23 protein-coding genes, 1 tRNA gene and 1 pseudogene are annotated in these 21,726 nt (G+C 68.2%); 14 read left to right on the forward strand and 11 right to left on the reverse strand.

Annotation, left to right across the window (positions count from 1 at the left end):
* Both QHF83_RS36035 and QHF83_RS36040 read right to left on the reverse strand, forming a co-directional pair.
* Positions 1–197, reverse strand: a 197-nt coding sequence (locus QHF83_RS36035) for a hypothetical protein (RefSeq protein ID WP_282422569.1), incomplete at its 3' end; no start/stop codon positions are given.
* Between the two features lie 99 nt (positions 198–296).
* Positions 297–1,274: a hypothetical protein gene (locus QHF83_RS36040; protein WP_282422570.1), complete on the reverse strand. Its 978-nt coding sequence runs from the start codon at positions 1,272–1,274 to the stop codon at positions 297–299.
* A 263-nt stretch (positions 1,275–1,537) separates the two neighbouring features.
* Here QHF83_RS36040 and QHF83_RS36045 point away from each other — a divergent pair, with 263 nt between their 5' ends.
* Together QHF83_RS36045 and QHF83_RS36050 are read left to right on the forward strand one after the other, a co-directional pair.
* On the forward strand, positions 1,538–2,146 hold the full coding sequence (locus tag QHF83_RS36045) for a plastocyanin/azurin family copper-binding protein (RefSeq protein WP_282422571.1): 609 nt from the start codon (positions 1,538–1,540) through the stop codon (positions 2,144–2,146).
* 4 nt (positions 2,147–2,150) lie between these two features.
* A complete protein-coding gene (locus tag QHF83_RS36050) occupies positions 2,151–2,420 on the forward strand; it encodes a hypothetical protein (RefSeq protein ID WP_282422572.1) in 270 nt (89 codons plus the stop codon).
* A 57-nt stretch (positions 2,421–2,477) separates the two neighbouring features.
* Here QHF83_RS36050 and QHF83_RS36055 read toward each other — a convergent pair whose 3' ends face one another.
* A complete protein-coding gene (locus tag QHF83_RS36055; RefSeq protein ID WP_282422573.1) occupies positions 2,478–3,629 on the reverse strand; it encodes a Gfo/Idh/MocA family oxidoreductase in 1,152 nt (383 codons plus the stop codon).
* A gap of 295 nt (positions 3,630–3,924) precedes the next feature.
* On the opposite strand from QHF83_RS36055, the gene QHF83_RS36060 reads away from it, so the two are divergent.
* Entirely contained in the window at positions 3,925–4,905 is a 981-nt protein-coding gene (locus QHF83_RS36060) for a hypothetical protein (protein WP_282422574.1), read from the forward strand.
* Positions 4,906–5,162: 257 nt separating this feature from the next.
* On the opposite strand, the gene QHF83_RS36065 is transcribed toward QHF83_RS36060, so the two are convergent.
* Positions 5,163–5,630 carry a LysR substrate-binding domain-containing protein gene (locus tag QHF83_RS36065; protein ID WP_348980505.1) on the reverse strand — a complete coding sequence of 156 codons (468 nt, stop codon included), beginning with the start codon at positions 5,628–5,630 and terminating at the stop codon, positions 5,163–5,165.
* Positions 5,516–5,917, reverse strand: coding sequence for a LysR family transcriptional regulator (locus tag QHF83_RS36070; protein ID WP_282422575.1), 402 nt, complete (start codon positions 5,915–5,917; stop codon positions 5,516–5,518). Before QHF83_RS36070 ends, QHF83_RS36065 begins: the two co-directional genes overlap by 115 nt.
* 290 nt (positions 5,918–6,207) lie before the next feature.
* Here QHF83_RS36070 and nuoB point away from each other — a divergent pair.
* Positions 6,208–6,471, forward strand: a pseudogene (gene nuoB / locus QHF83_RS53580) (NADH-quinone oxidoreductase subunit NuoB); the annotation flags it as partial.
* Here the strand turns inward: nuoB and QHF83_RS53585 are convergent.
* Complete coding sequence (locus QHF83_RS53585; RefSeq protein ID WP_348980508.1) at positions 6,414–6,743, reverse strand: hypothetical protein; 330 nt, start codon at positions 6,741–6,743, stop codon at positions 6,414–6,416. The pseudogene nuoB and the gene QHF83_RS53585 sit on opposite strands and share 58 nt — an antisense overlap.
* Before the next feature lie 172 nt (positions 6,744–6,915).
* Between QHF83_RS53585 and QHF83_RS36080 the strand changes: the two genes are divergently transcribed.
* The 6 genes from QHF83_RS36080 to QHF83_RS36105 all read left to right on the forward strand — a co-directional run bounded on the left by QHF83_RS36080 (position 6,916) and on the right by QHF83_RS36105 (position 10,715).
* Complete coding sequence (locus tag QHF83_RS36080) at positions 6,916–7,995, forward strand: hypothetical protein (protein WP_282422576.1); 1,080 nt, start codon at positions 6,916–6,918, stop codon at positions 7,993–7,995.
* A gap of 202 nt (positions 7,996–8,197) precedes the next feature.
* Complete coding sequence (locus QHF83_RS36085) at positions 8,198–8,386, forward strand: hypothetical protein (RefSeq protein WP_282422577.1); 189 nt, start codon at positions 8,198–8,200, stop codon at positions 8,384–8,386.
* Positions 8,383–8,589, forward strand: coding sequence for a hypothetical protein (locus tag QHF83_RS36090; RefSeq protein ID WP_282422578.1), 207 nt, complete (start codon positions 8,383–8,385; stop codon positions 8,587–8,589). The genes QHF83_RS36085 and QHF83_RS36090 overlap by 4 nt, the downstream gene beginning before the upstream one ends.
* A gap of 185 nt (positions 8,590–8,774) precedes the next feature.
* Entirely contained in the window at positions 8,775–9,674 is a 900-nt protein-coding gene (locus QHF83_RS36095) for a hypothetical protein (RefSeq protein WP_282422579.1), read from the forward strand.
* A gap of 130 nt (positions 9,675–9,804) precedes the next feature.
* Positions 9,805–10,164 carry a hypothetical protein gene (locus QHF83_RS36100; RefSeq protein ID WP_282422580.1) on the forward strand — a complete coding sequence of 120 codons (360 nt, stop codon included), beginning with the start codon at positions 9,805–9,807 and terminating at the stop codon, positions 10,162–10,164.
* Positions 10,089–10,715, forward strand: coding sequence for an SMI1/KNR4 family protein (locus QHF83_RS36105; protein WP_282422581.1), 627 nt, complete (start codon positions 10,089–10,091; stop codon positions 10,713–10,715). Before QHF83_RS36100 ends, QHF83_RS36105 begins: the two co-directional genes overlap by 76 nt.
* Before the next feature lie 151 nt (positions 10,716–10,866).
* Here the strand turns inward: QHF83_RS36105 and QHF83_RS36110 are convergent, their stop codons facing one another.
* Positions 10,867–12,180, reverse strand: coding sequence for an STAS domain-containing protein (locus QHF83_RS36110; RefSeq protein WP_282422582.1), 1,314 nt, complete (start codon positions 12,178–12,180; stop codon positions 10,867–10,869).
* A gap of 957 nt (positions 12,181–13,137) precedes the next feature.
* Between QHF83_RS36110 and QHF83_RS36115 the strand changes: the two genes are divergently transcribed.
* On the forward strand, positions 13,138–13,689 hold the full coding sequence (locus tag QHF83_RS36115) for a hypothetical protein (protein ID WP_282422583.1): 552 nt from the start codon (positions 13,138–13,140) through the stop codon (positions 13,687–13,689).
* A 16-nt stretch (positions 13,690–13,705) separates the two neighbouring features.
* A complete protein-coding gene (locus QHF83_RS36120) occupies positions 13,706–15,289 on the forward strand; it encodes a tetratricopeptide repeat protein (protein WP_282422584.1) in 1,584 nt (527 codons plus the stop codon).
* A 40-nt stretch (positions 15,290–15,329) separates the two neighbouring features.
* On the opposite strand, the gene QHF83_RS36125 is transcribed toward QHF83_RS36120, so the two are convergent.
* Positions 15,330–15,479 (reverse strand): hypothetical protein, encoded by a 150-nt coding sequence (locus QHF83_RS36125; RefSeq protein WP_282422585.1) that lies wholly within the window; start codon positions 15,477–15,479, stop codon positions 15,330–15,332.
* A gap of 54 nt (positions 15,480–15,533) precedes the next feature.
* Positions 15,534–16,943 carry an MXAN_5187 C-terminal domain-containing protein gene (locus QHF83_RS36130; RefSeq protein ID WP_282422586.1) on the reverse strand — a complete coding sequence of 470 codons (1,410 nt, stop codon included), beginning with the start codon at positions 16,941–16,943 and terminating at the stop codon, positions 15,534–15,536.
* A 188-nt stretch (positions 16,944–17,131) separates the two neighbouring features.
* On the opposite strand from QHF83_RS36130, the gene QHF83_RS36135 reads away from it, so the two are divergent.
* Both QHF83_RS36135 and QHF83_RS36140 read left to right on the forward strand, forming a co-directional pair.
* Positions 17,132–18,214, forward strand: coding sequence for a histone deacetylase (locus tag QHF83_RS36135; protein WP_282422587.1), 1,083 nt, complete (start codon positions 17,132–17,134; stop codon positions 18,212–18,214).
* Between the two features lie 74 nt (positions 18,215–18,288).
* Positions 18,289–18,364: transfer RNA gene (locus QHF83_RS36140), tRNA-His, on the forward strand.
* Positions 18,365–18,381: 17 nt separating this feature from the next.
* On the opposite strand, the gene QHF83_RS36145 is transcribed toward QHF83_RS36140, so the two are convergent.
* Together QHF83_RS36145 and QHF83_RS36150 are read right to left on the reverse strand one after the other, a co-directional pair.
* Positions 18,382–18,885, reverse strand: coding sequence for an acyl-CoA thioesterase (locus tag QHF83_RS36145; RefSeq protein WP_282422588.1), 504 nt, complete (start codon positions 18,883–18,885; stop codon positions 18,382–18,384).
* Between the two features lie 32 nt (positions 18,886–18,917).
* A complete protein-coding gene (locus tag QHF83_RS36150) occupies positions 18,918–21,587 on the reverse strand; it encodes a tetratricopeptide repeat protein (RefSeq protein WP_282422589.1) in 2,670 nt (889 codons plus the stop codon).
* Positions 21,588–21,726: the final 139 nt, after the last annotated feature.

The raw sequence follows: 21,726 nt of genomic DNA on the forward strand, positions 1-21,726 counted from the left end.
GGCGCGAGCGCGGCTGCGGTCGTGGCGACGGCGACGGCCGCGGGCGCGGCGGAGGCGCTCGTGGCGGCCGACGCGGACGAGGCCGTCCCGCCCTCGGCGCTCGACGTGGTCTCGCCGGGCATCGGCACCGAGCGCGCGCAGGCGCCGAGGCCAAGCGCCCCGAGCCCGATGAGCCCCATCACGATCCGCCGCTGCACCACCCTTGCTCCTCCCAGAGAGCTAGCAGGGGAGCGAGGGGGCCCGCAAGAAAGTCCCGTCTGTTTTTCCTTTGATTACATAACGAAATACGAACCGCGTCATGCCGCTCCATCGAGCCCGGCGGCGATCCGGGCGATGGTCTCGCGGTCTTCCTCGAACAAGAACTCGTCGACTTCCTCGATCGACCCCACCTTCGCGGGGGCGACGCCGAGGCGCAGCGCCGCCGCGCGCGCCACGGCGGCCACGATCGGGTGGGGCGAGCTCGACAGGCGTAGCAGCTTCGGCGTGACCTCCTTCGCGCCGAGCAAGGCCGCGCAGATCGCCGCGATCGGCCGCGGATCCGCCGACCCCGGCACGTCACCCGCGAGCGCGCGGCCGAGCACGACCAAGGTCTCGGGCCCCGGCGCCCGCAGCAGCGCCCGGCGATAATCGCCCGCCGGCAGGTGCAGCCGCGAGGCCCCCTGGCTCGTCGAGCAGAGCTCCTGCGCGTGCCGGAGCAGAAGGCCCACCACGGGCCCGATCCCGTCCTCGCCGAGCACGTCCATGCCGTCGAGATCCGTCGCCAAGGGCCGCGCCGCCTCGTCCGCGTAGGCATCGAGGTTCACCGTGAGCGACTCCAGGCCCACGGCCCCGGCAGCGTGCCCGACGAGCACGTCGTGCTCGGTCTGCACGGTCACCACGCTCGATACGATCGCGGGCGTCCCGCCGCGCAGCGTGTGCCTGACCGCCACATCGACCTTTCGAATGGCCGACCAGCGCAGAATCCGCGCCTCGGCGCCCGGGTCGACGAGCACGCCCCAGGGCACGATGGCCATGTTCACCTCGCGCGCCCCGGGCGGCGCCCGCGGCCTCTGGATCTGCCGCACGAGGCCGACGGCGAACGCGGCGCCGCCGGCCACGGCGAGCCCGATCGGGAGGGATCCCGACGTGAGCGACCAGGCCGCCGTTTCCGGCCCGAGCGCGAGGCCGAGGCTGGAAAGCCCCACGGTGCCGGCGGCGATCGTGAGCGCCCGGAAGCTCGGCCCCGGGACGAGCCACACGTACCGAAAATCCGGCGGAGGAGCGTAACGCAGCACGACTGCTGGAAGGGTAAGCCGATCCTCGCCCCGGCGGAAGTCCCGAGCGGACCAACCATGGCATCCGGGTAGGATGGTCAGCCAGGATTCCAGATGTGGCCGGATTTGGTATGCATGGAGGATGGTAATCGTAGATTCCAGCCACGTCGAGGTCGTGCGTCCGTGAAGACGTGGATACGGAAAGGATGATAGGGTCTGTTCATACGTGGATCCGGCATCCGGGGGGGAGGCCGGACCACGCGAGAAAGGTCGGTAGCTTGAACATGCGAACAATCGGAATGCTTGTGGTCGTGGGCGCGATGCTGGCGGCGGGCGCGGGCTGTGGCGACGATACGGGCACCGGCGGCTCGGGCGGGACGGCCGGCACGGGCGGCACCGGCGGCGGCACCGGTGGAATGGGCGGCGCAGGCGGCGCCGGTGGCGGTATGGGCGGTACGGGCGGCGCAGGCGGTGGTATGGGCGGGATGGGCGGCGCAGGTGGCGGGATGGGCGGCGCAGGTGGCGGGATGGGCGGGATGGGCGGCGCCGGCGGCGGCGGCATGATGGCGGTCAATGGCTGCACCGTGGACATGGCCGAGGATCACACGGCTGACGCGTCGACGACGGTGAAGACCATGATGATCTCGTACACCCCGAAGTGCATTCGCGTGAAGGCGGGGACGGACGTCATCTTCGATGTGAATTTCCTGAGCCACCCGCTCGTGGGCGGCACGGTCGACGGCATCATGAAGACGGAGGACCCGAATTCGCCGATCAAGAAGACGACCTCCGGAACGATGGCGAGCTTCAACCTCCCGAACAAGGGCGTGTTCGGTTATTACTGTGACACGCACGGCACCCTCGGGATGACGGGTGCGATCTTCGTCGAGTAATCCCATGCGAATCCTTGCCGTGGCCCTCACGGGCGCAGCGCTTTGCGGCGCCGCGCTCGTTGCCTGCGGGGACGTGGAGGAGGAAAACGTGCCCCTCGGGAGCAACACGACGGCCTCGTCGAGCAGCAGCAGCAGCACGACGGGGACTGGCGGAATGGGCGGCGCGGGGGGAATGGGCGGCGCCGGCGGGATGGGCGGCGCGGGAGGAATGGGCGGCAGCGGCGGCGCCGGGGGAATGGGCGGCGCCGGCGGCGGCGGCTCGATGATGCCCTGATTTCGCCTGCTCGGGCGCGGGCCTCGCGAGGTGGTTTTCGCGAGGCCCACGCCTTCCTCAGCCGAGGTCGACTCCGGGTGTGAGGTCGACCCACGCCTTGCGCCGGTGCGACGCGTAAAGCGCCTCGATGATCCTTTGCACCTCGAGCGAACGCGCGAAGCTGGCCGGCGGCTCGCCCCCGTCGCGGACGGCCTGCGCGAATCCGTCGAAAAGCCTCCCGAGCGAGACGCGCTGCCCGCCGCTTCCATCGTTCGGATCGGCTGCGACGACGCGGCCGTCGACCATGCACAGGCGCTCCGGGACCGGCACTTCCTTGCCCGTGGGCTCCATGGCGAAATCGCTCTTGGCCGCGTACAGCTTGGCGGAACCGACGCTCGGATAGCGCAGGGCGTCGAGCCGCAGGCGACCCTTGCTGCCGAACGCGTCGATATGAAAACCCGGACAGTCGGCCGCGGTCCACGAGGTCGTCAGGGTTCCCATCGCGCCGCTCGCGAACCTGAGCAGGGAATGCGAGGTGTCATCGGTCTCCACCTGCATGATCTCCCCGCTCGGCAGCTTCCAGGTCTTCAACTGCGTCTGCATCTGCCCGACGACGGATTGAATGGGGCCGAAGACCTGCCGGAGGGCATGCAGCATGTGCGACCCATGATTGCGCGTGACGCTCACGCCCAGGCCCGACTTGCCGAACCACGTGTAGGGGAAGCCTGGGAAGATCTCGAGGAAGAACGACATCTGCCAGGAGCAATGCACCTGGAAGACCTCGCCGATGGTCCCCTCGTCAATCATCTCCTTCATGAGCGCCAGGTGCGGCAGGCCGACGAGGCTGCATGCCGCGGCGCCCACGACGCCCTTCTCGCGCTGCAGCGCCCCAAGCCTCTCGGCCGCTTCGAGCGAGGAAGTGAAGGGCAGCTGGTTGACCACGTGCTTGCCGGCGTTCAGGGCCGCGGTGACGATTTTCTCGCGGAGGTTCGGGTTCGTGCCCGCGTCGATGACATCGATGTCCGGATCGGCGCACATGGCTTCGAAGTCCCAGAAGGGCCGGGCCACGGCGAATTGCTTCGCGGCGGCTTCGGCGGTTTCCTGTCGCGACGTGCAGATCGCGCTGACTTCGACGTCATCGAGGAGCCGCCACGCCGGAAGGTGGGCGATCGCGCCCCAGTTTGCACTCACGATTCCGACCCGAAGCTTGCCCTTGTTCGTTCCCGCCATGCGCTGTTCCTCTTGGTTGAATGCTTCGATGGATGCGGACTGTTCGCATCCCCGGCTCATCCGGGAGATACGCGGCCTGCGGGAGGGGGGGCCAGAAAACGCGCAGATTTCTGACCCGCGCTCCCGCTCCCGCCTCCCCTTCTGGAGCAGCGCGACGAACGCTCCCCATTCGCACGAGCATCCTGGATCGCGAAATTCGTGCTTCCCATACACCTTCAGCCAGCGGCGGCGCAGACTGCCAGGCTCACGCTTCTGCGTGGATCTTTGCTTCAACCCTGGCTTCATCGAGGTGACCATGCGCCCCGGAGTCCCCTGGCAACCCCCCGTGACCGTCACGCTGCTCTCGCTCATGACCAGCGCCGCCGTCCTCGTGACCAGCACGAGCGCCCCTGCGTCGGACGCGCCGCTCACGTGCCAAACGTTCCTCACGAACCCTCGGAATGGGCAGACGTCGACGCCCGCGGACGTCGTGATCACCGGGTTCTCGACGTGCGCCCAGCCGCAGAAGCCCAGCTTCACCGATGACACCGGCGCCGCGCTCCCTGTCGATTTCGTCGTGACACCCACGCAATCCGGGTCCGATTTCACGCTCACCCCGCAGGCGCCCCTCGCCGCGGACCGCACGTTCACGGTCTCTGCATTCAACGAGACGGTCCATTGTGTTCGCCCGCCGAACCGGATCACCTTCTCGACGGCTGCAAACCCGAGCGTGGCCGAGGTCGAGATCGTGAGCGAAGAAGAGGAGCTGGTCGCCCTGAAGGTGTACCTCTCCGAGCCCGTGATGAACCCGGGCGATCTGAGCGATCACTCGTCCTTCTTCTCCGTCGCGATCGATGGGTTCGATCTCGCGGGCGTCGGCACCGCGGAGCACGACGGCACCGGGGTATCGATCACCTACAAGCCCCTCGCCTCGCAGCCCGACACGACGCAGGCGGTTCACGTCCGACTGAAGCAGGGCCTCGTCTTTGCTTCCGGGGAGACGCTGGCGGAGGATCTCGACGTCTCGTTCGTGCCCTCGGAATGGCCCTATGGTTGGTCGCCCGCCGGCAAGATCCCCGTTGGTTGTGCGCCGCCATCGAATGACTCCGGTGGTTGCAGTGCGTCGCCCACCGGAAGCGGCGAGGGCGGGAGCGCGATCTTCGGGGTGGTGATGATGGGCTTGCTCGCCCGGGCACGGTGGCGACGCGATTGCTCCAAGAGATGCCCCTTGGAAATCCCTCGACCGAGGCTGCGCGCGACGCGCACGCGGCGGTCGGCAAGCTGTTGGCTGCGATAATAGAGTTTCGTTCGCGCGGCCCCTCGGGAGGAGTGCCCCCGGGGGGCGTGCGAGTGTGCCCGCCAAAAACGCATTCCTCGATCCGGAGGCGCGCCGGCTGGGACAACGATGAAGGGCGGCTTCGGTGAACGTCTCGCGGTTGCTGTTTGAAGGCGCCGATGCATCGGTGTGCTCGCCGTGCAAGAAAACTCGATGAAGAACTCGACACTCAGCGCGATATCCACGGGGGATGGTGTCTTGCTGTAGCCGGGGAGCATTTATTGACGCTCATCCGAGACCTCTCGGGCACTGTGCTCAGAATTCGTGATCTCGAGAAAGGAGCGTACGAGCGGATCCGCTTCGTCAGCGGCGCGCCACACGGAGCGACCAAGGATGACGACGTCCAGGTCACGAACCCGCTTGAGGACCGCTCCAACTCGGATGAAGGGTGCGGCGCTCTCCGTAAAGAAGCTGAGACCCTCGCCGCTCGCGACGAGCGTGACGAGGGCTTCGTTGTCCGCCTCCTCGTGGGCGATCTCGAGCGTTTGGCCACGCGCTCGAAACGCGGCGATGACGTCATCATGGAGCCGCGGACTCCGCTTGCGCGGGATCCATATGAAGCGCTCGTTCTTCAGGTCGGCGATCCGGGTAGCGGCACGAGGCGCACCTCGACGCGCGGATGACGTGCGCGGAACATCTGCACGCCCCTGGGCAGCAGGCCGCTGTAGGCCATGCCGCCCTCGAATCCGACCACGACCGTTCCGATGCGGCCCTGCGCCGCCTCGAGGGCGTCCTCGACCGCCCGCGTGGCGCGTGCCAGCGTGGCGCGCGCACCTTCCAGGAAGCTACGGCCGGCGGGGGACAGCTTTACCCCGCGTCCTGAGGCTACGAAAAGCTTGGCGCCGATCTCCTCCTCGAGCTGGGCGATCTGCCGGCTCAACGGCGACTGCGAAATGTGAAGCTGCTCGGCAGCCCTTCCGAAGTGCTCCGCTTCAGCGACAGCGATAAAGTACCGCAGGTGAAGTAGCTCCATGATTCAGACCCATAGGGTCTGGAACCGTTGCGATCAATGTCCTAGTCGTATCGAACGCGAGGTCGTACGCTCTTCGAAGCGACCCTGCTCGAGGTGGAGCATGTGCCCAACGAACGGCGCGCCAGCCGTCGTGGAACGACCCTTCAGTGCGGGGAATTATCGGCCCGTGCGCTTGCTGGACACGTCATCGGCGCGCTCGTGAAGAAGGGATCTCTCAAATGGTAGAGCCGAATCGCACTGTGACCCTCCGCGACGGCGACGGTGGCTTCGCCACCACGCGCCTCGAAGCGATGCTTGGGTGGGCGCGCAAGTACTCGCTCTTCTGCTATCCGTTCGTGACTGCGTGCTGCGGCATGGAGTTCATGGCGCTTTCCGGCCCGCGCTTCGATCACTCACGCTTCGGCGCGGAAATACCGCGCTTCTCGCCGCGTCAGGCGGACCTCCTCTGGGTTGTCGGAACCATCAGCCAGCGTCAGGCGCCGGCGCTCCGTCGGATCTACGAGCAAATGACCGAGCCGAAGTGGGTCCTCGCGTTTGGCACTTGCGCCAGCTCTTCCGCCCCCTCGATTCGCTGTGGCACGCGCTTGATTACCGCGCCTGGCCGAACGCGCACTGGTTCATGCACGCCGAGAGCATTCTTGTATTCGCAGCGACGGCCTTCTTCGCGGCCCGCCTTTATCGAAGGCTGCTCGGCGCCACGGTCGCCGCAGGGATCGCCGCGCTGATCTTCGCGGTCGACGACGCCCATTCGACGGACATCGGCTGGATTGCGAACAGGCACGCGGTCCTCTCGACGCTGTTCGGCGTGCTCGCGCTCGTCGCGCACGATCGTGCCCGCCGGGACGGCTGGAAGCCGGGCGTCTTCCTCGCGCCGCTCGCGCTCCTCGGGAACCGACGGGTTATTTTCCCTAAGCGCTCTTCTTCTTCATCCGCTGACCTGACCCCCGCACCTGACGCCAGGCGTACCGCCGGCCCTGGGTTATCCTGGGGGCCGGACCATGACGAAGCCGCGCAGCGCCTACCAGTACCCTCCCATCGACGCCCTCTCGCACGAACGGAGGATGCGCCTCACGGTCCATCCTGCTCCGGGCCGAGGGTGGCGCGACATCTTTCGCTCGCCTCACTACGAGCACCAGCTCTTCGAGGCCGAGGTGGCCGGCTACCGCGCGGCGCTCCCGAGCGAGCATCTCCGGTGGCGGCACGAGCGCCCGTCGGCCTGCCCCTGGGCGGGGTTCGTCCACGACGACGGCTCGTGTGCGGTGCTCCACGCGGACGACGAGCTGATCTTCGTTGATCCGAAGGGGACGCTCACCGGGGCGTGCAACGTGCTGAGCTTGCTCCGGCGCGATCTGCTCGAATCGGGGAGCTTTCGCGAGCGCACCTCGACCGCCGGCACCTTCTGGACCGCGGTCCCCGCGGGGCTCTTTGTCGAGACGGCGCAGGGGCTTCGCTTCGTGCTTCGCCTGGAGAGGCGGCTGCGCGTGTGCTTCGACCCCGCGACCGCGACGCGCGATCGGGAAGCCGAGAAAAGCGTCGATTTCTCTCGCGCCGAGCGCATCTGGATCCTTGATTCACTGCAGTCCGCGCTCGAACAGGGCGACCTGCCGCGGGCCGGGGCCATGGCGCTCTTTGCGGGGCAAGATGGCCTGACCGACGCCATCCCGCTCATTCTCTCGCTGGAGTCGCGAGCTTCCAGCCCCGACGCTCACATCATGAACTCCATCTGGAGCGCCACACGCTCTCGTGATCGCCTCCGCGCCCAGACCGCGCTGGTGCGCCTCGGGGCAGATTTCGAGCCGTCCAACGCCTTCCAGGAGCTCGCGCAGCCCAGGCCCGACGACTGGCACGCGGCGCTGGTGCGTGTCCGCCCCGGGATGACCAGCAAAGAGATCTTCCAGGCCGCCGGGGCTCCGTTCTTCGATGGTCACGTCGAGAACGAGGCCGTGTGGGAGTACGACGTTCGCATGGGCGATGGCTACCGGACCTTCCGTCTCTTGTTCTCGGACAAACGCCTGCGCGAGGTTCGCTGGGTCGGCGAGGCATTCCGCGAGCCGCACCGCGACGATGCCCCCGAATGACCACGGGAGGCAGCCCTGATGCGCCGCCTTCGGTGAACGTCTCGTCCCCGCTGATTGCCGGCGCGGATGCATACGTGTGCTCGCAGGGCAAGAAAAACTCGACGATGAGGCGCATTCTCCGCGAGAGACCCGAGGATAGGCCTCACGGCCAGCGGCGCGCCCCGGCTTGCCGAACCGAACGGCCCCGTCTATGGTCGCCCCGATGTCGGCGCAGCGTATTCCGAAGTGGTTTCGGGCGGTCGCGGGAGCAACAGCGGTCCTCTGGATCATCGTCAGCATCTATTATTGGCTCGGCGCCGGAGGCATCATCGAGCGCGTCCTCGCGGCGCAAGCGCGTGCCATTCGGACCGCCGTCGTAGTAATTTGGCCGAACGAAGAGGTGATACGGTGACGAAGGACGTGACGGGATGCTCGTGCAAAGCCTTTGCCGACGCACGCAACCGCAGATTCGTGCGCGAAGATGCAAAGGGCTTCTGGCTCGCCGATCTCGAGCAGGGCTCGTCCGGCATGGCGGGTTATCAGCGGACGTATGGCCCCGCGATCGCGTTCTGCCCGTTCTGCGGCACGAAGCTCGTGACGGCGCCGCGCGACTAAGACCGGCTTGCCGCCGGGCGTGATCACCGTGCTGGAGAGATCGCCCGCGAGCGCGGTGGCTCGATCGCGCCTTCGGCGTCGCCTGCGGGCGAGTGAACCTGTCGTTCATCGCTCACAGAGATCCTCCACGACGAATTTCAACCATCGCGAGTGCACGCTTGCCCTTGTGGTGGAACATTCTCCGCGTGGCCATCTCAAAAGAGAAAATGCAGAGCTGGGCGATGCGGATGATCGAAGAGGCTCGCCCGCCGTCGCGGACCATCACCGCCATCGATGACCTGCTCGCGTTACGCAGCTTCTTCAAAGGGGACCGGACGCTCTTGTTCGGTATGAAGACGACGCCCGACGCGTTCGACGATCCGAGCGCGCTCGTCGAGGAGGCGCGCGGCGCGCTTCGCGAATGGTTCGATCACTTCGCCGAGATCGGCGATGCGAAAGAGCAGGCACGGCTCTACTACCGACTCGAGCACCTGCTCGACATCCCCGAGCCCGAGTTCGTGCGCCAAGAACGCGCGGCCAACGAGGCGCGCGAATCCGCGAAGCGCGACGCATTGAGCGTGCTGCCACGACCGCTCGATGCGGTCGCCGCGGTCTCTCCGTCGCTCGCGGCCGCGCTGCAGAACCCCCAGGGCGAACGTTCCGAGGACTTCTTCGCCGAGTACGGGGAAGCGCTGACGCCCAAGGGCAACACGTCGCTCGACATGTCGAACTTCGATTGGCTGAGCGCCGATCCCGACTGGGACGATCTCGTCGGCTCCGGATTCGACACGCCGTTCTTCCCCATCGCCGGATCGGATGGCGACTACGTCGGCGTGCTCGTCTTCCTCGAGGCTCCGGACGACGACGCCGTCGTCCTCTATTACTCGCACGAAGAAGGCTTCTTCTTCATGGCCGAGAGCCTTCAGCACTGGAATGCGATGTGCGACGCGGCCTCGGTCGGCGGTCGTGGAGTGAAGAAGAAGGTCGACCGCGCTCGCGGCCGCGGACCGCGTTGGAACATCGACGGCGCTCTTCCGCCGAACGCCTACGGCGATGCGCTCGCGCGGGCGGAGGCGATCATCGAACGCCTCCACCGCGGCAGCTGAAGGCGCGAACGCTCACTTCTCCAGGAAGCTACGCGCACGTCGTGCTCGCCGCGCGTCATGGCTTCGAGGATGCGATCGTGGGCCTGCCCAGCCGGGTGCCAAGAAGGGCTCCTTCGACTAGCCTGCCGCCATGAGCGATGTGGTGGCATGGGTCGAGCAGCGCATCGCCGAGCATCGGCCCGGCGCGCAGCTCGAGCAAGGGCTGGGCGCGCGGGTGCAGGCGCTGGCCGAGGCGCTGGCGGCGATCACGAACGGGCCGGGCAGCGTGTTCGGCATGCACGCGAGCGCGGCGGTGATCGCGGCGCGTGATCGGCTGGAGCCGCTGCTGCGCGACGCGCTCGCCGCCTGGGATCAGCGGATCAACGGCTCGCCGCCGAGCGCGGCGCAGAGGGCACCGAGGCCTTCCGCACCATCGTGGGCCGCTTCGGGCTGCGCCTCTGGGATCGCGCGCCGGGCCCCGAGCCCACGTCCAAGGAGCTCGCGCTCGTAGCGCGCATCGCGGCGCAGCTCGAAGAGCTCGACGCGCTGACCGCCGCCTGGCGCGAGGCCGACAGGGTGGTGGAGCTCGAGGACGTGGTGTGCGTGGAGATCGGCGCGCCCGACGCCGAGGGGCTCGACACGCTCGCCGACGACTACACGCGAAAGACCGGCGCTCCGTTCCCCGCGCTGCTCCACGCGCTGTGGTCGAAGCTCAACGGCGTGGCGGTGTTCTCGACGGACGGCCACTCCACCGTGAGCGTCGTCCCGCCGAGGGAGCTGTCCGAGCCCGCGCTCTGGCCGGTGAACGTGTGGGGCGAGCACTGGTGGGAGGTCGACCCCCACGCGCACCTCTTCGTCATCGGCGGGCTCCCCGACTCCGGGAGCATCGCGCTGCGCGTGGTCGACGCTTCGCCGGATCCCGAGGTGGTGTGGATCGGGCGGAACGAGGATCCTCGGCTGATCGCCCGGAGCCTCGCGGCGTACCTCGAAGCGTGGGCGGGCGCCGCGTTTTGCCTGCCGCTGGTGCTCCGCCGCGCGCGCGTGCCGGGCTGGGGCGCCTAGCAGCCTGTGGAATGATCGTCGCGAGCGCCCCGAAGCGAGGGCGACGGAGCGAGGAATCCTGAAGGATTTCGGGCGATGTCGACCGACGATTCGGGGCGCGCAGCAGACAAGCTGCTAGCGGCGCTCCCGCCCCCGCTTCCGATGAGCATCATCAGCACTTCGCAGGCCGCTTCGCCGACTGCACACACTCACGCAATCCCGCGCGGAAGCTGCGGCGTGTGTTCATTGCAGACAAATCGACCCCGAGCTCGACGAGCGCTCGGGCCACGGCGGGTCGAATGCCCGTGAGCATGCAGGAGGCCCCTAAAAGGCTCGCTGCCTGTACAACCTGGATGAGATGATCGGCGACCTGCGTGTCGACGATGGGCACGCCCGTGACGTCGACGATGACGAATTTGGCGTGTTTCTCGACGATCGCCGAGAGCAATCGCTGCATGATCTCGGCTGCGCGCTTGGTGTCGATGAGCCCGATGATGGGCAACGTGAGGATATCGTCCCAGACTTCGAGGACGGGCGTGGACAACTCTTGGATGATGTCGCGTTGGCGGACGATGACCTCGTTTTGCTCTCTGACCACCTGGAGCTGCTGCTGGAGCTCCTGGTTGTAGGCTTGGAGCTCGAGCGATTTGCGTATCTCCAGATCTTCCGCGTGACGGCGACGCACGAAATCGCCGAGGCGTTCAGCCAGCACCTTGAGGAGGTGACGCTCCTCCTTCAAAAACGGCCCTTCATCGCCGGGGGGCCTCTCTTCGAGATAAAAGACTTCCACTGTGCCGATGGTTCTGCCATCGATGGCGATTCGTTGCGACTGACGAAATGGCCCTTCTCGAAACGATTCCGAGACGAACGTCTCGCCCTCGCAGACGATGCGGGCGCGAGTGACCTCCGGGTATTGAAAAGCCGGCGGGATGCTCTCGACGATACCTTGGAAAACGTCCTCCCTGGAGGAGGAATCGTCATGGGTCAGCTCGGAGACATTATAAAGACAATGGAGCTCCTTGACGCGCTCACCGATGCGACGCTCCACTCTCGTTTCGCGTAATCGTTCGCCCACGACCTTTGCGACGGCGTTGATGAAGCGCGGCTGCCATGCCTCCGACGTTTCGTCGCCCTGCGACTGGAGATCGCGCGCATAAAATATCTCCACGACGCCGACGTGCGTGCCGTCGGCGATGACCTCGCAGAACTGCCGCCAAGGTGTCTCGGAAAAGCGCGGGGTCTCGAAAGAGCGTCCTTCCAGGACGATCCTGGCGCCGACGACCTCCATGCCCTGCGATCTCGTCGATACAATCTCGAGGATGCCGTTCAGTTTGTCCTCCAGGCCCTTCTCGGCATCCATCGCGGTGCTCGCGACCCGATAAAGGCACTGGAGCTCGTCCTCGCGCGCAGCGAGCTCGCGACGCGCCCGCTCGAGGTCCTGGGAGAGCTTTGCGAGTTCCGTTCGGACGTCCCCACCCTCATTCACACGCGCTGCCCTCCCCGAGCCCTCGATCCACGGAACCGTGGATCGTTTGCCCAGACTGCCATGTTCCGTTTGCGAGGGAAACAGGAAAATCTAGCGAAATCCGCTTGCCGCTCCTGCTCCCGCTACGGATTCCGGACGCGCGGGCGCCCCACTGCGACGACGGGCCCCCTCTGCGCGAAGCCACCACCGAACCCACCTCGACCGTCTGCAACCTCATATCGTGCCGCTACGGGTCGTGGTTCGCCCGCCCGAGCGATTGATGTTCAACCTCGGGATGGGGCTCGCTCGACCGCGCGGGAAGCGTGCTACGCCTCGGAGGAGGCGGGCGTGCCCAGCGAGGACACGCTCTCGCGCGCGCTCGAAGTGAGTGTGGGGGGCTCTGCCGAGAACAAGCGGCTCGCTCCTTCAACCCCGGCGTCCTGGAGGAGAAGTGTCGAGAAGCGGGGCTCCTCTCGTGAACGCCCCCCGGAGAAGACGGCGTATGCGCGGATGAGGCTTGCGTACGCGGAGCTCACACGGCGGAGTAGCCGCTCCCGCTCCCGCTCGAGTCTCCGAGCCTCCTTCTCATTCGATCGGGCTACGACCGCTCGCTGCTTGTACCGCTGGCCTTCCTGCTCGCCCTCGACGGGAAGAACCCCTCTCATGTCGCGCTCAGCCGCCTCGCCGTGCTCGGCTTACGTTACCAGGCCTCTCTTGCAGGGACTTGGCCCGGCGGCGATTCTCGCGGCAGCATCGTCGACGTGAGGGTTCATGCCGCCGATTCTCCCGAAAAACTCCCGTGAATCCGCGAGGCGGCCGCATCCAGCGACCGTGGTGCAGCCGAAGCGGACCGTCGGCGAGCCATCGCCGCGGCCGCCACACCCAGCGACCGTAGCGCAGCCAAAAGTGGCGTTCGGCGGCGTGGCGCAGAGGCCGCCGCATCCGGCGATGGTGCGCGGAGCGGACGCGCGGGGCGGCATGATTCAAAGGGCAGCGAGCGCGACCTGCGAGATCTGCCAGGGGGACGACCACACGTGGAAAAAGTGCCCCTACGGGGCCGAAGAAATGGTCACTGAGGCGAAGCGTCCCGAGAAAAAGGAGAAGCCCAAGAAGCCCACGAAAAAAGAGGAGCAGGAGGCGAAGGAAAAGGCCGGGTTCGGGGCACCGGTCGTGCCCACCTTCACTCGCCCGGATGTGGGGACGACGCTCGCCCACCTGCAGGGGATGGCGGGCCTCGCGAACCTATTTCCTTGGACCATCGCGCAGACGATGGCGAACGTGGGCGGTGCCAGTGCCAGCAAGGTAAAGGTCCTCCCGGGCGGCAAGGGTACGGAGGCGGAGACCTGGGAGTGGGTCGTGTCCCGGAGCGGCGTATCCTTCGTCGTTCATTATCATCCCAACGTCGAGATCCCCAAAGGCGCCCTCAGCGGTGAATCGAAGTGGCACGTAAAGGGCTCCCGAAACACCAAACATCACGAAAGCATCACCGACGACCTCCTCGCCGAATTCAAGATCGCTCTCCCCTCGTGAATCGGATCGTCCCCTCATGCCGCCCGAGCCTTCGCCCGCCTCGCCGCCCAGGGTCGCCATCGAGACCGAGCAGCGCCTCTCGCGCTCCCTCCTCTGGACGCTCCAGCGGCGATACTTCGAAGAGGCCGGGGTCTCCGCGTGGAGCACCTCCACCGTCCCCCATTACGTCACCAACAACCCCGCCATTGCGCACGCCTACGCCGCGGTCTTCTTCGGCTTCCTGCGCGACTGCGCGCCCACGCTCCACCCCGCCGAGCCCTTGACCATCGTGGAGCTCGGCGCGGGCAGCGGCCGGTTCGCCCACTTCTTTCTCCGGGCCCTCACGGACATGCTCCGTCGCTCGCCTCTCGCCGGGAAGAAGATCCGGTACGTGATGACGGACTTCACCGAGAGCAACGTCCGCTTCTGGCAAACGCAGCCCTCCCTCCGCCCCTTCGTCGACCAGGGCATCCTCGACTTCGCGCTCTTCGACGCCGAGCAAGACCACGAGCTCCGCCTCCTCCACGCGGGCGTCACGCTCTCGCCCGGAGCCCTTCGAAACCCTGTCGGCATCATCGCCAATTACATTTTCGACGGCATTCGCCAGGACGCGTTTTCCTTCGCGGGCGGGCAGATGCAGGAACGCCTCGTCTCCCTCACCGCGCCGGAGCCCGCTCCCGACCCCACGAGGCCCGACCTCCTCCGCACGCTCGAGGTCTCCTTCACCGAACGCCCCGCGCCGCTCGATTATTATGGGGAGCCTGCGCTCGACGCGATTCTGCGCGGCTATGCGGCGCGCCTCGACGGCGCGACCCTCCTGTTCCCCTGCGCGGCGATCCGGTGCGTTGGCCGCCTCGCCGACCTCTCGGGGGGACGCATGCTCCTGCTCTCCGGGGACAGGGGCGACAGCCACGAGGAGGCGCTCGCCCAGGACGAGCACCTCGGCCTGGCCGTGCACGGCAGTTTCTCGCTGGAGGTCAACTACCATGCTCTCGCCGAATATGTGGCCGGACGAGGCGGCCGGACGCTCCGGCACGCGCACCGGCACGCCCACGTCTGCATGACGGCGTTCCTCCTCGGCGAGCACCCCTCCGCATATGCCGAGACGGCGTTCGCATACGAGGAGGCCATCGAGCGCGCGGGGCCCGACGACGCGTATGCGTTATGCCGGCAGCTTCGAGCGAACGTCGAGAGCATGGATCTCACGCACGTGCTTTCCCTCCTCCGGGCAAGCCGCTGGGACCCGCGGACTCTTCTCGACGGCTTGCCCGTGCTTTGGCGACACCAGCCCACCGCCTCCGGGGCCGACGCACGGGAGGTGGTGTTTGCCGTGATGCGAGCCTGGGACAGCTATTGCTTCATCGGCGAGGAGCAGGACCTCGCATTCGAGCTCGGGCTGCTCCTCCACGGTTACGGCGCTCACCGCGAGGCGATCGCGCTGTTCGAAGCGTCGGCGCGAAACCACGGGGACGAAGCTAGAGTGCGGTGGAACGTGGGGCTCTGCCACTACGCGCTGGGAGAGGTGGAGCGGGCGCTCGGTTGCTTCCGGGAGGCGGCGCGGCTCGATCCAGCGTTCATACCCGCCGGGGCCGCGCAGATGAGGCAGGCCGAGAGCGGGTGATCGGGCGCCGCGGGGAGCTCCATCGACCCGGTCGAGGAGGTCACTCGACCGGGTCGAGGCGGTCCGCGACCGGGTCGAGGCGGTCCGCGACCGGGTCGAGGCGGTCCGCGACCGGGTCGAGGCGGTCCGCGACCGGGTCGAGGCGGTCCGCGACCGGGTCGAGGAGGTCACTCGACCGGGTCGAGACCATCCACCGACCCTCTCGAGCAGGTCCGCGACCGGCTCCAGACCGTCGACCGACCTCTCAGGACAGCGGCACCGCGAGCAAGATTACCTCCTTGCCCCGCACCTCGACCTTGTACCGCACGGGTTTCCCGTGCTTCTGCGCCATCTGCTTCTCGCTCGCCACGATCCGCGCGAGGAACGCATCCCGCGTGATGTGATCGACCGCATCCCCCACGCTCTTCTTCGCGCGGATGTAATCGGCGAAAATGCGCGCGTGATACGCCGCCTCGTCCTCCGCGCCGAGCGCCGTCGAATCGCCGCCCGACGCCTGCTGTGTCGCGAGCGACTCGTCCACCGCGAGCGCCATCGCCGCCGGCGGCGCGCCGGTCTCGTCTTCCGACACGCCGAGCAGCTGGCTCAACAGGCTATTCAGCCGCGACACGAGCCCACCGAGCTCCGCGTGCTCGATCTGGAAGCGCAGGTCCGTCCGACCATTCATGATCGCGAGCAGCCCCTCCTCGATCTCCTCGACCGGCCGCGTGATCGATTGCCCGAGCACGTGCCCCGCAATGGCCACGAGCACGATCCCGAGCGCGATGGCCCCGAGAAACGGAAAGAGCAGCGTCGTCGCCGCCGGCGCATTCGCCCGCGAAACCGCCACGAGCAGCGCCCGCTTGCCGTCGCCATACCCGCCGAGCGGACCCACCTTCACGCCGAAATCGGGCGGCAAGGCCGCGACGTCGACCGCCTGACCCGTCGAGAGCGCCGACGCCGCGCCCGCTTCGAGCTGCTTCGTGTCGATCGCCGAGGCGAGGTCCGGCGCGCCGCCCTTCGATTGCGCGACGATTCGATAGCCGTCCTTGTCCTTGACCTCGAACCAGAGCGTCGCCCCGCTCGTTTGATTCGCCACGTCCGTCAAGCGAGCGTCGCCGAGCGCCGTCCCGAGCACGAGCCCGCCGAGCACCTGCCCGTCCTCGCCCCGGATGGGCGCCCAGGACACGAGCAATTGCTCGTTCCGCGCCGGCGTCACCCACACATCCGAGCCCGCCCGCCCCTCGGCGAGCCCGGCCCGGAGCGCTGGGTAAATCCCGCCCAGATCGTCGCCGCGCAGGAATGGCGAGCCGTCCCGGCCGAGCGCCGTGCCCTTCGCGTCCACGATCGCCACGAGCGAGGGCTCGAGCCCAGCGATCGCGGGCGCTTTGCTGGTGGCGGTCTTGATACCGTTCGCCACACTGGTGGCGCCATCACTCCTGGCCTGGCCCGTGCCTGCGCTGAACGGCTCACGCACCTTCGGATCCGCGGCCTGGGACGCGAGCCATCGCTCGACCTCCCCGGCCTGGACCCGAAGAACCGCCTCGGCGGCGACCAGCGCTCGAGCCGCGTCGGCCCGGGGCGACCCGGGGTTCAAGGAGGCCCGGGTCAAGGCAAACGCGAGCACCCCCACCACCAGCACGACCACCGTGAAAACGGTAATGATTTTTGCACGCATGAACGGCCGCCCTCCTTTGCGGGCGACGGGGGGGTTCGGGGCGTAGCTCGGCTTGTCCGAGCGTAGCCCCCGAGCGTCGAGTGGGGGTTTGGGGGCGTAGCTCGGCTTGTCCGAGCGTAGCCCCCAAGCGCCTAAAAGGAAGTTACCATCCGCCCGGGCGTGTCCTCAACCGTCCCTGCCGGAGTCCCATGATCGCAACGAACCCCGCCTCGCAGATCCTCGTCGTCGGTGACGCGCTCTTCGACGACCACCGCTCGCGCGGCTACCACCCCGAGCGCCCCGAGCGGCTGCACGCGGCGCGCGCCGCGCTCGATCGTTGTGCTCGTGAAGGCCTCGGCGTCACGTCCATCGAGACACGTGACGCGACCGAAGAGGAGCTCGCGCGCGTGCACGACGAGGCCTACCTCGCGAACCTCGCGAAGCTCGCCGGCCATCACGCCTCGCTCGATCCGGACACGTACCTCGCTCCCTCGTCCGTCGCCGCAGCGCGGCGCGCGGCGGGCGCCGGCATCACGCTCGTCGACGCGCTGCTCGATCCGTCGAGCCAGAAGCCCGGCGAGGCGCGCGCGCCCGGCCTCGCGCTGCTCCGTCCGCCCGGCCATCACGCGACGCGTAGCCGCGGCATGGGCTTCTGCCTCCTGAACAACGTCGCGGTCGCGGCCGCGAGCGCGCTCGCGAAGGGGCTCGAGCGCGTGGCGATCCTCGACTGGGACGTGCATCACGGCAACGGCACGCAGGACATCTTCTGGACCGATCCGCGCGTGCTCTACATCTCGCTGCACCAGTACCCGTACTACCCGGGCACGGGCGGGTTGCACGAGAAGGGCGCCGGCGACGCGGAGGGCTACACGGTGAACGTGCCGCTCTCGCAGGGCGCCGGGGATCGGGTGTACGCCGAAGCGTTCCGGCAGATCGTCGATCCGGTGCTCGAGGCGTTCGAGCCGGAGCTCATCCTCGTGTCGGCGGGCTTCGACGCGCACCAGCGCGATCCGCTCGCGGACATGTGCGTGTCGGATCAGGGCTACGCGACGATGGCGACGCAGATCGCGCGCGCGGCGCAGCGGAGCGCCGAGGGCCGGCTCGCGTTTTTCCTGGAAGGCGGCTACGACCTCTCGGCGCTCTCGAGCTCGCTCGCGGAGACGCTGCTCGGCGCGGCGTCCGCCGTCTCGGCCGAGCCGAGGTCGAGCAACGCGCCGCCCGCCTCCTTCCGGCACACGGGTGAGGTCACGCAGGCCCGGACGACGGCCGCCGAGCGCTGGCGAGGGATCTGAAACGAAATCGTTGCACGCCAGGCCGAACCGTGTATAGTGCGCGCCCGGTGTTGCCCCTCAGGGGTCGTACCACGGTGGGTATAGCTCAGTTGGTAGAGCGCTGGTTTGTGGTACCAGCTGTCGCGGGTTCGAGCCCCGTTACTCACCCCAAGTCGTCGATCTGAGCCTCAGCGTGCGCACTTGCGCCGCGCCAGACGTTGATTCCTCCGTTCGTTCGCCTCCGACGCGAGCGCCCGGTCCTCCTCGGTCTCGCAGACGAGCGCCGGGACGGGCGCGGGCTTGAGCGCGCCGTCGACCTCCTGCATCGCCACGAAGGTCACGAACGCGTGCGCGCACCGCCAGCGCTTGCCCGAGGGCGCGTCCTCGCCCTCGACCTCGACGAGGATCTCGACGGACGTGCGGAACGCCGCCGTCACGCGGGCGCGGAGCAGCACGACCTGCCCGACCTTGATGGGCGCCTCGAACGAGACGTCGTCGAACTCCGCGGTCACCGCGAGGCGGCCGGCGTGGCGCTGCGCGCAGATGGCCGCGCAGAGATCGATCCACGCGAGGATCTGCCCGCCGAAGACGTTCCCGAGCGCGTTCGCGTGCGTCGGGAGCACGTACTCGGTCATCGTCGTGATCGAGTCGCTGACGTTGCGGGGAGGAAGCGGGGCGGCGAGGGTCGACATGGATGCCGGGTACCACGGAGGCGTGGCTGCCGTCACCCCACCTCGATCTCGGCCTCCGGCGAGGGCGGCAGCTCCGACTTGCTCCCGCTCGTCATCTGCAGGCGCCCGAAGATCGCCTCGGCGCGCGCGTCCATCGTGCTCGCCTCCTTCTGCACGTCCTCGTTGCCGGCGAGCTCCGGGTTCTTCCGCAGGAAACGCGCGTAGGTCTTGAACGTGCGCGCGAGCTCCACCTCGTTGCCGCTCTGCTCGAAGATCGCGACGGCGCGGTCGAAGTACTCGCGCGCGCTCGTCGTATGCGCGTGGCCCCAGCCGCCGGCGGCCGTGATCTCGCCGAGCGTCCGGAGCGCGGCCGCGAGGTGGACCTTGCTGCGCACCGAGGCGAAGAGATCGACGGCGCGGCCGATGCAGTCGCGCGCCTTGCCGAGGTCGCCTTGCATCAGGTACGCCTTGCCGAGCGCGCGCAAGGTCTCTGCGAGCTTGAGCCGATCGCCGAGCTCGTCGCACAGGCCCTCGGCGCGCACGAGCACGCCGATCGCCTTCTCGGGCTCGCCGCTGCGGTAGTAGGTCGTCCCGATGTTCGTCAGCACGAGCGCGATCTTGTTCCGATCGCCGATCTGCTGCGCCACCTCGAGCGCCTCCTCGAACATCACGAGCGCCTTCTGGAAGTTCCGGCGCTCCTCGGCGATCGTGCCGAGGTTGTTCAGCGTCGTCACCACGCCGACGAGGTCGCCGACCTCGCGCCGGATCGCGAGCGACTGCTCGAACGCCTCGAGCGCCTCCTTGAACTGACCCGAGTCCTGCAGCGCGAGGCCGAGGTTGTTCAAGGAGAGCGCGATCGATCGCCTGTCACCGAGCTTCTGCCTTCGCGCGAGGCCGTCACGGAAGCTCGTGAGCGCCGACTCGTACTCGCCTTTGAGCCAGGCGATCTTGCCGAGGTCGTCGATCGTCGAGGCCACGCCGCGCTCGTCGCCCGAGGCTTCGAAGAGCGACATCGCCGTCGTCAGGTGCCGCTCGCCCTCGTCGAGCGAGCCCATGTCGCGGAAGAGCCGGCCGATGCGGTTGTGCGCGGCGCCGCCCTTCTTCTTCATGTCGAGCCGGTACGCGAGCGTCAGCATCCCGCGGAACGCAGCCATCGCGTCGTCGATGTAGCCCATCGACTGGAGCACGTCGCCGTACGCGTGCAGCGCGTCGATCCGCGCGCCGTCGTGCGAGTCGCCGAGCAGCTCGAGGCCCCGCTGGTAGTACTCGCACGACTTGCCGTTCGCGTACCTGCGCCGCGCCACGGCCGCGGCCTCCAGGTACGCGAGGCCCGCCTGGATCGACTCGCCCGCTTGCTCACGGTGCCGCGCGAGCGACGCGATCCGCTCCTCGCTCGTGCGCACGCCGGGCTGGTGCTCCATCCAGTCGGCGATGACGCGGTTGTAGAGGCCCTTCGCGTCGGCGCTCGTCTCCGACGCGATCGCCTCGCGCTCCTCGCTCCGCGCCCAGGCGTACTCCACCGAGCCCGGAAAAATGGTCCCGGCCCGGCGCGCGATCCACCCGTTCTTGCAGAGGCCGTCGAGCATACGCCCGATCCGCGCGACGTCGCCCGTCTCCTCCTCGACCCAGAGGTCCGGCGCTTCGAGCCCCGTGCGCGCGAGCGCGACGAACGCGCCGCTCCAGAACACGGCGCCCATCGCCGCCGCCTGCTCGAGCACCACGCGCTCTTCCTCGTCGAGCGAGGCCACGCGCGCCTCCACCGCGTCCTCGACGGTCGCCGGAAGCCGCGCCGCCGCGAGCCGCTCCGGGTGGAGCACGAGCCGCGCCTCGCCCTCTTCCGTCGCAGCCTCGGCGATCACGCCCTCGGCCGCGTAGATCTCCATCATCTGCGCGAGGAGCCCGGGGTTTCCTCGCGCGAACGCACACGCCGTCTCGACGAGCGGCGCGGGCACTTCACCGCCGTTCGTGTAGACGGCGAGCATCGCGCTCGACACGCGCGCGCTGTCCGCGTCGCCGAGCGGACCGAGCGAGAGCAGCGTGTGCCTTCGCTCGCCCACGCGCGCCCAGTCCTCCTGCCGGTAGACGAGATCGTCGCGGCCCGTGCAGATCACGAGGATCGGGCCCGTCAGGTATTCGAGCAGGTAGCGAAGGAGCGAGAGCGCGTCCTCGTGCGCCTCGTGCAGGTCTTCGAGCACCAGGATGAGCGGACCCTTCTGCGCGTCTGCTTCGAGGAACGCCTTCACCACGGCGCGGCGCACGAGCTCGGCTTCATGCGGGTCGTCGCTCACGGCGCGCGTCAGCGGGCTCTCCTCTTCGGTCAGGCCGAGGAGCTGCCCGAGGAACGTGACGGCGTCGCTCACGCGCCGCGGCTCGAGCACGCCTTCGAGCTGCCGCCGGATCGCCCCACGCGCCTCGTCCGGATCCATGCCGCGCACGAGGCCGAAGCGCGAGCGGATGAGCCGCCCGAAGAGCGAGAACGACACCGAACCGTCGCGCGCGCTGCCTTCGAACGCGCGGACCTCGTCCTTGCGCGACGCGACGAACTCCGCGACGAGCCGCGTCTTGCCGATGCCTGCGGGTCCGACGATCGTCACGATGCGCGTGTCGCGCCGCTCTTCGACGGCGGCGAGGCTCTCGGCGAGCAGGGAAAGCTCATCGTCCCGGCCCACGAGCGGACACGCGGGCGCGCGTGGCGCACTGACGTTTGGTCTCTCGGTCTCCATCGAGCTCCGCGGAGGTCTGGCGAGGGAGGTTTTTCTCCGACGCGGCGAGGGTATAGCCTTGCCCGCTCCGAGGAAAGCGGCGCCGGGGGCATTTTCGCGTGTTCGCCGCCCTCAAGAGGGGTGGAGCAGCGAGCTGTCT

It is taken from the genome of Polyangium sp. 15x6 (assembly GCF_029960785.1).
GTDB lineage: Bacteria > Myxococcota_A > Polyangia > Polyangiales > Polyangiaceae > Polyangium.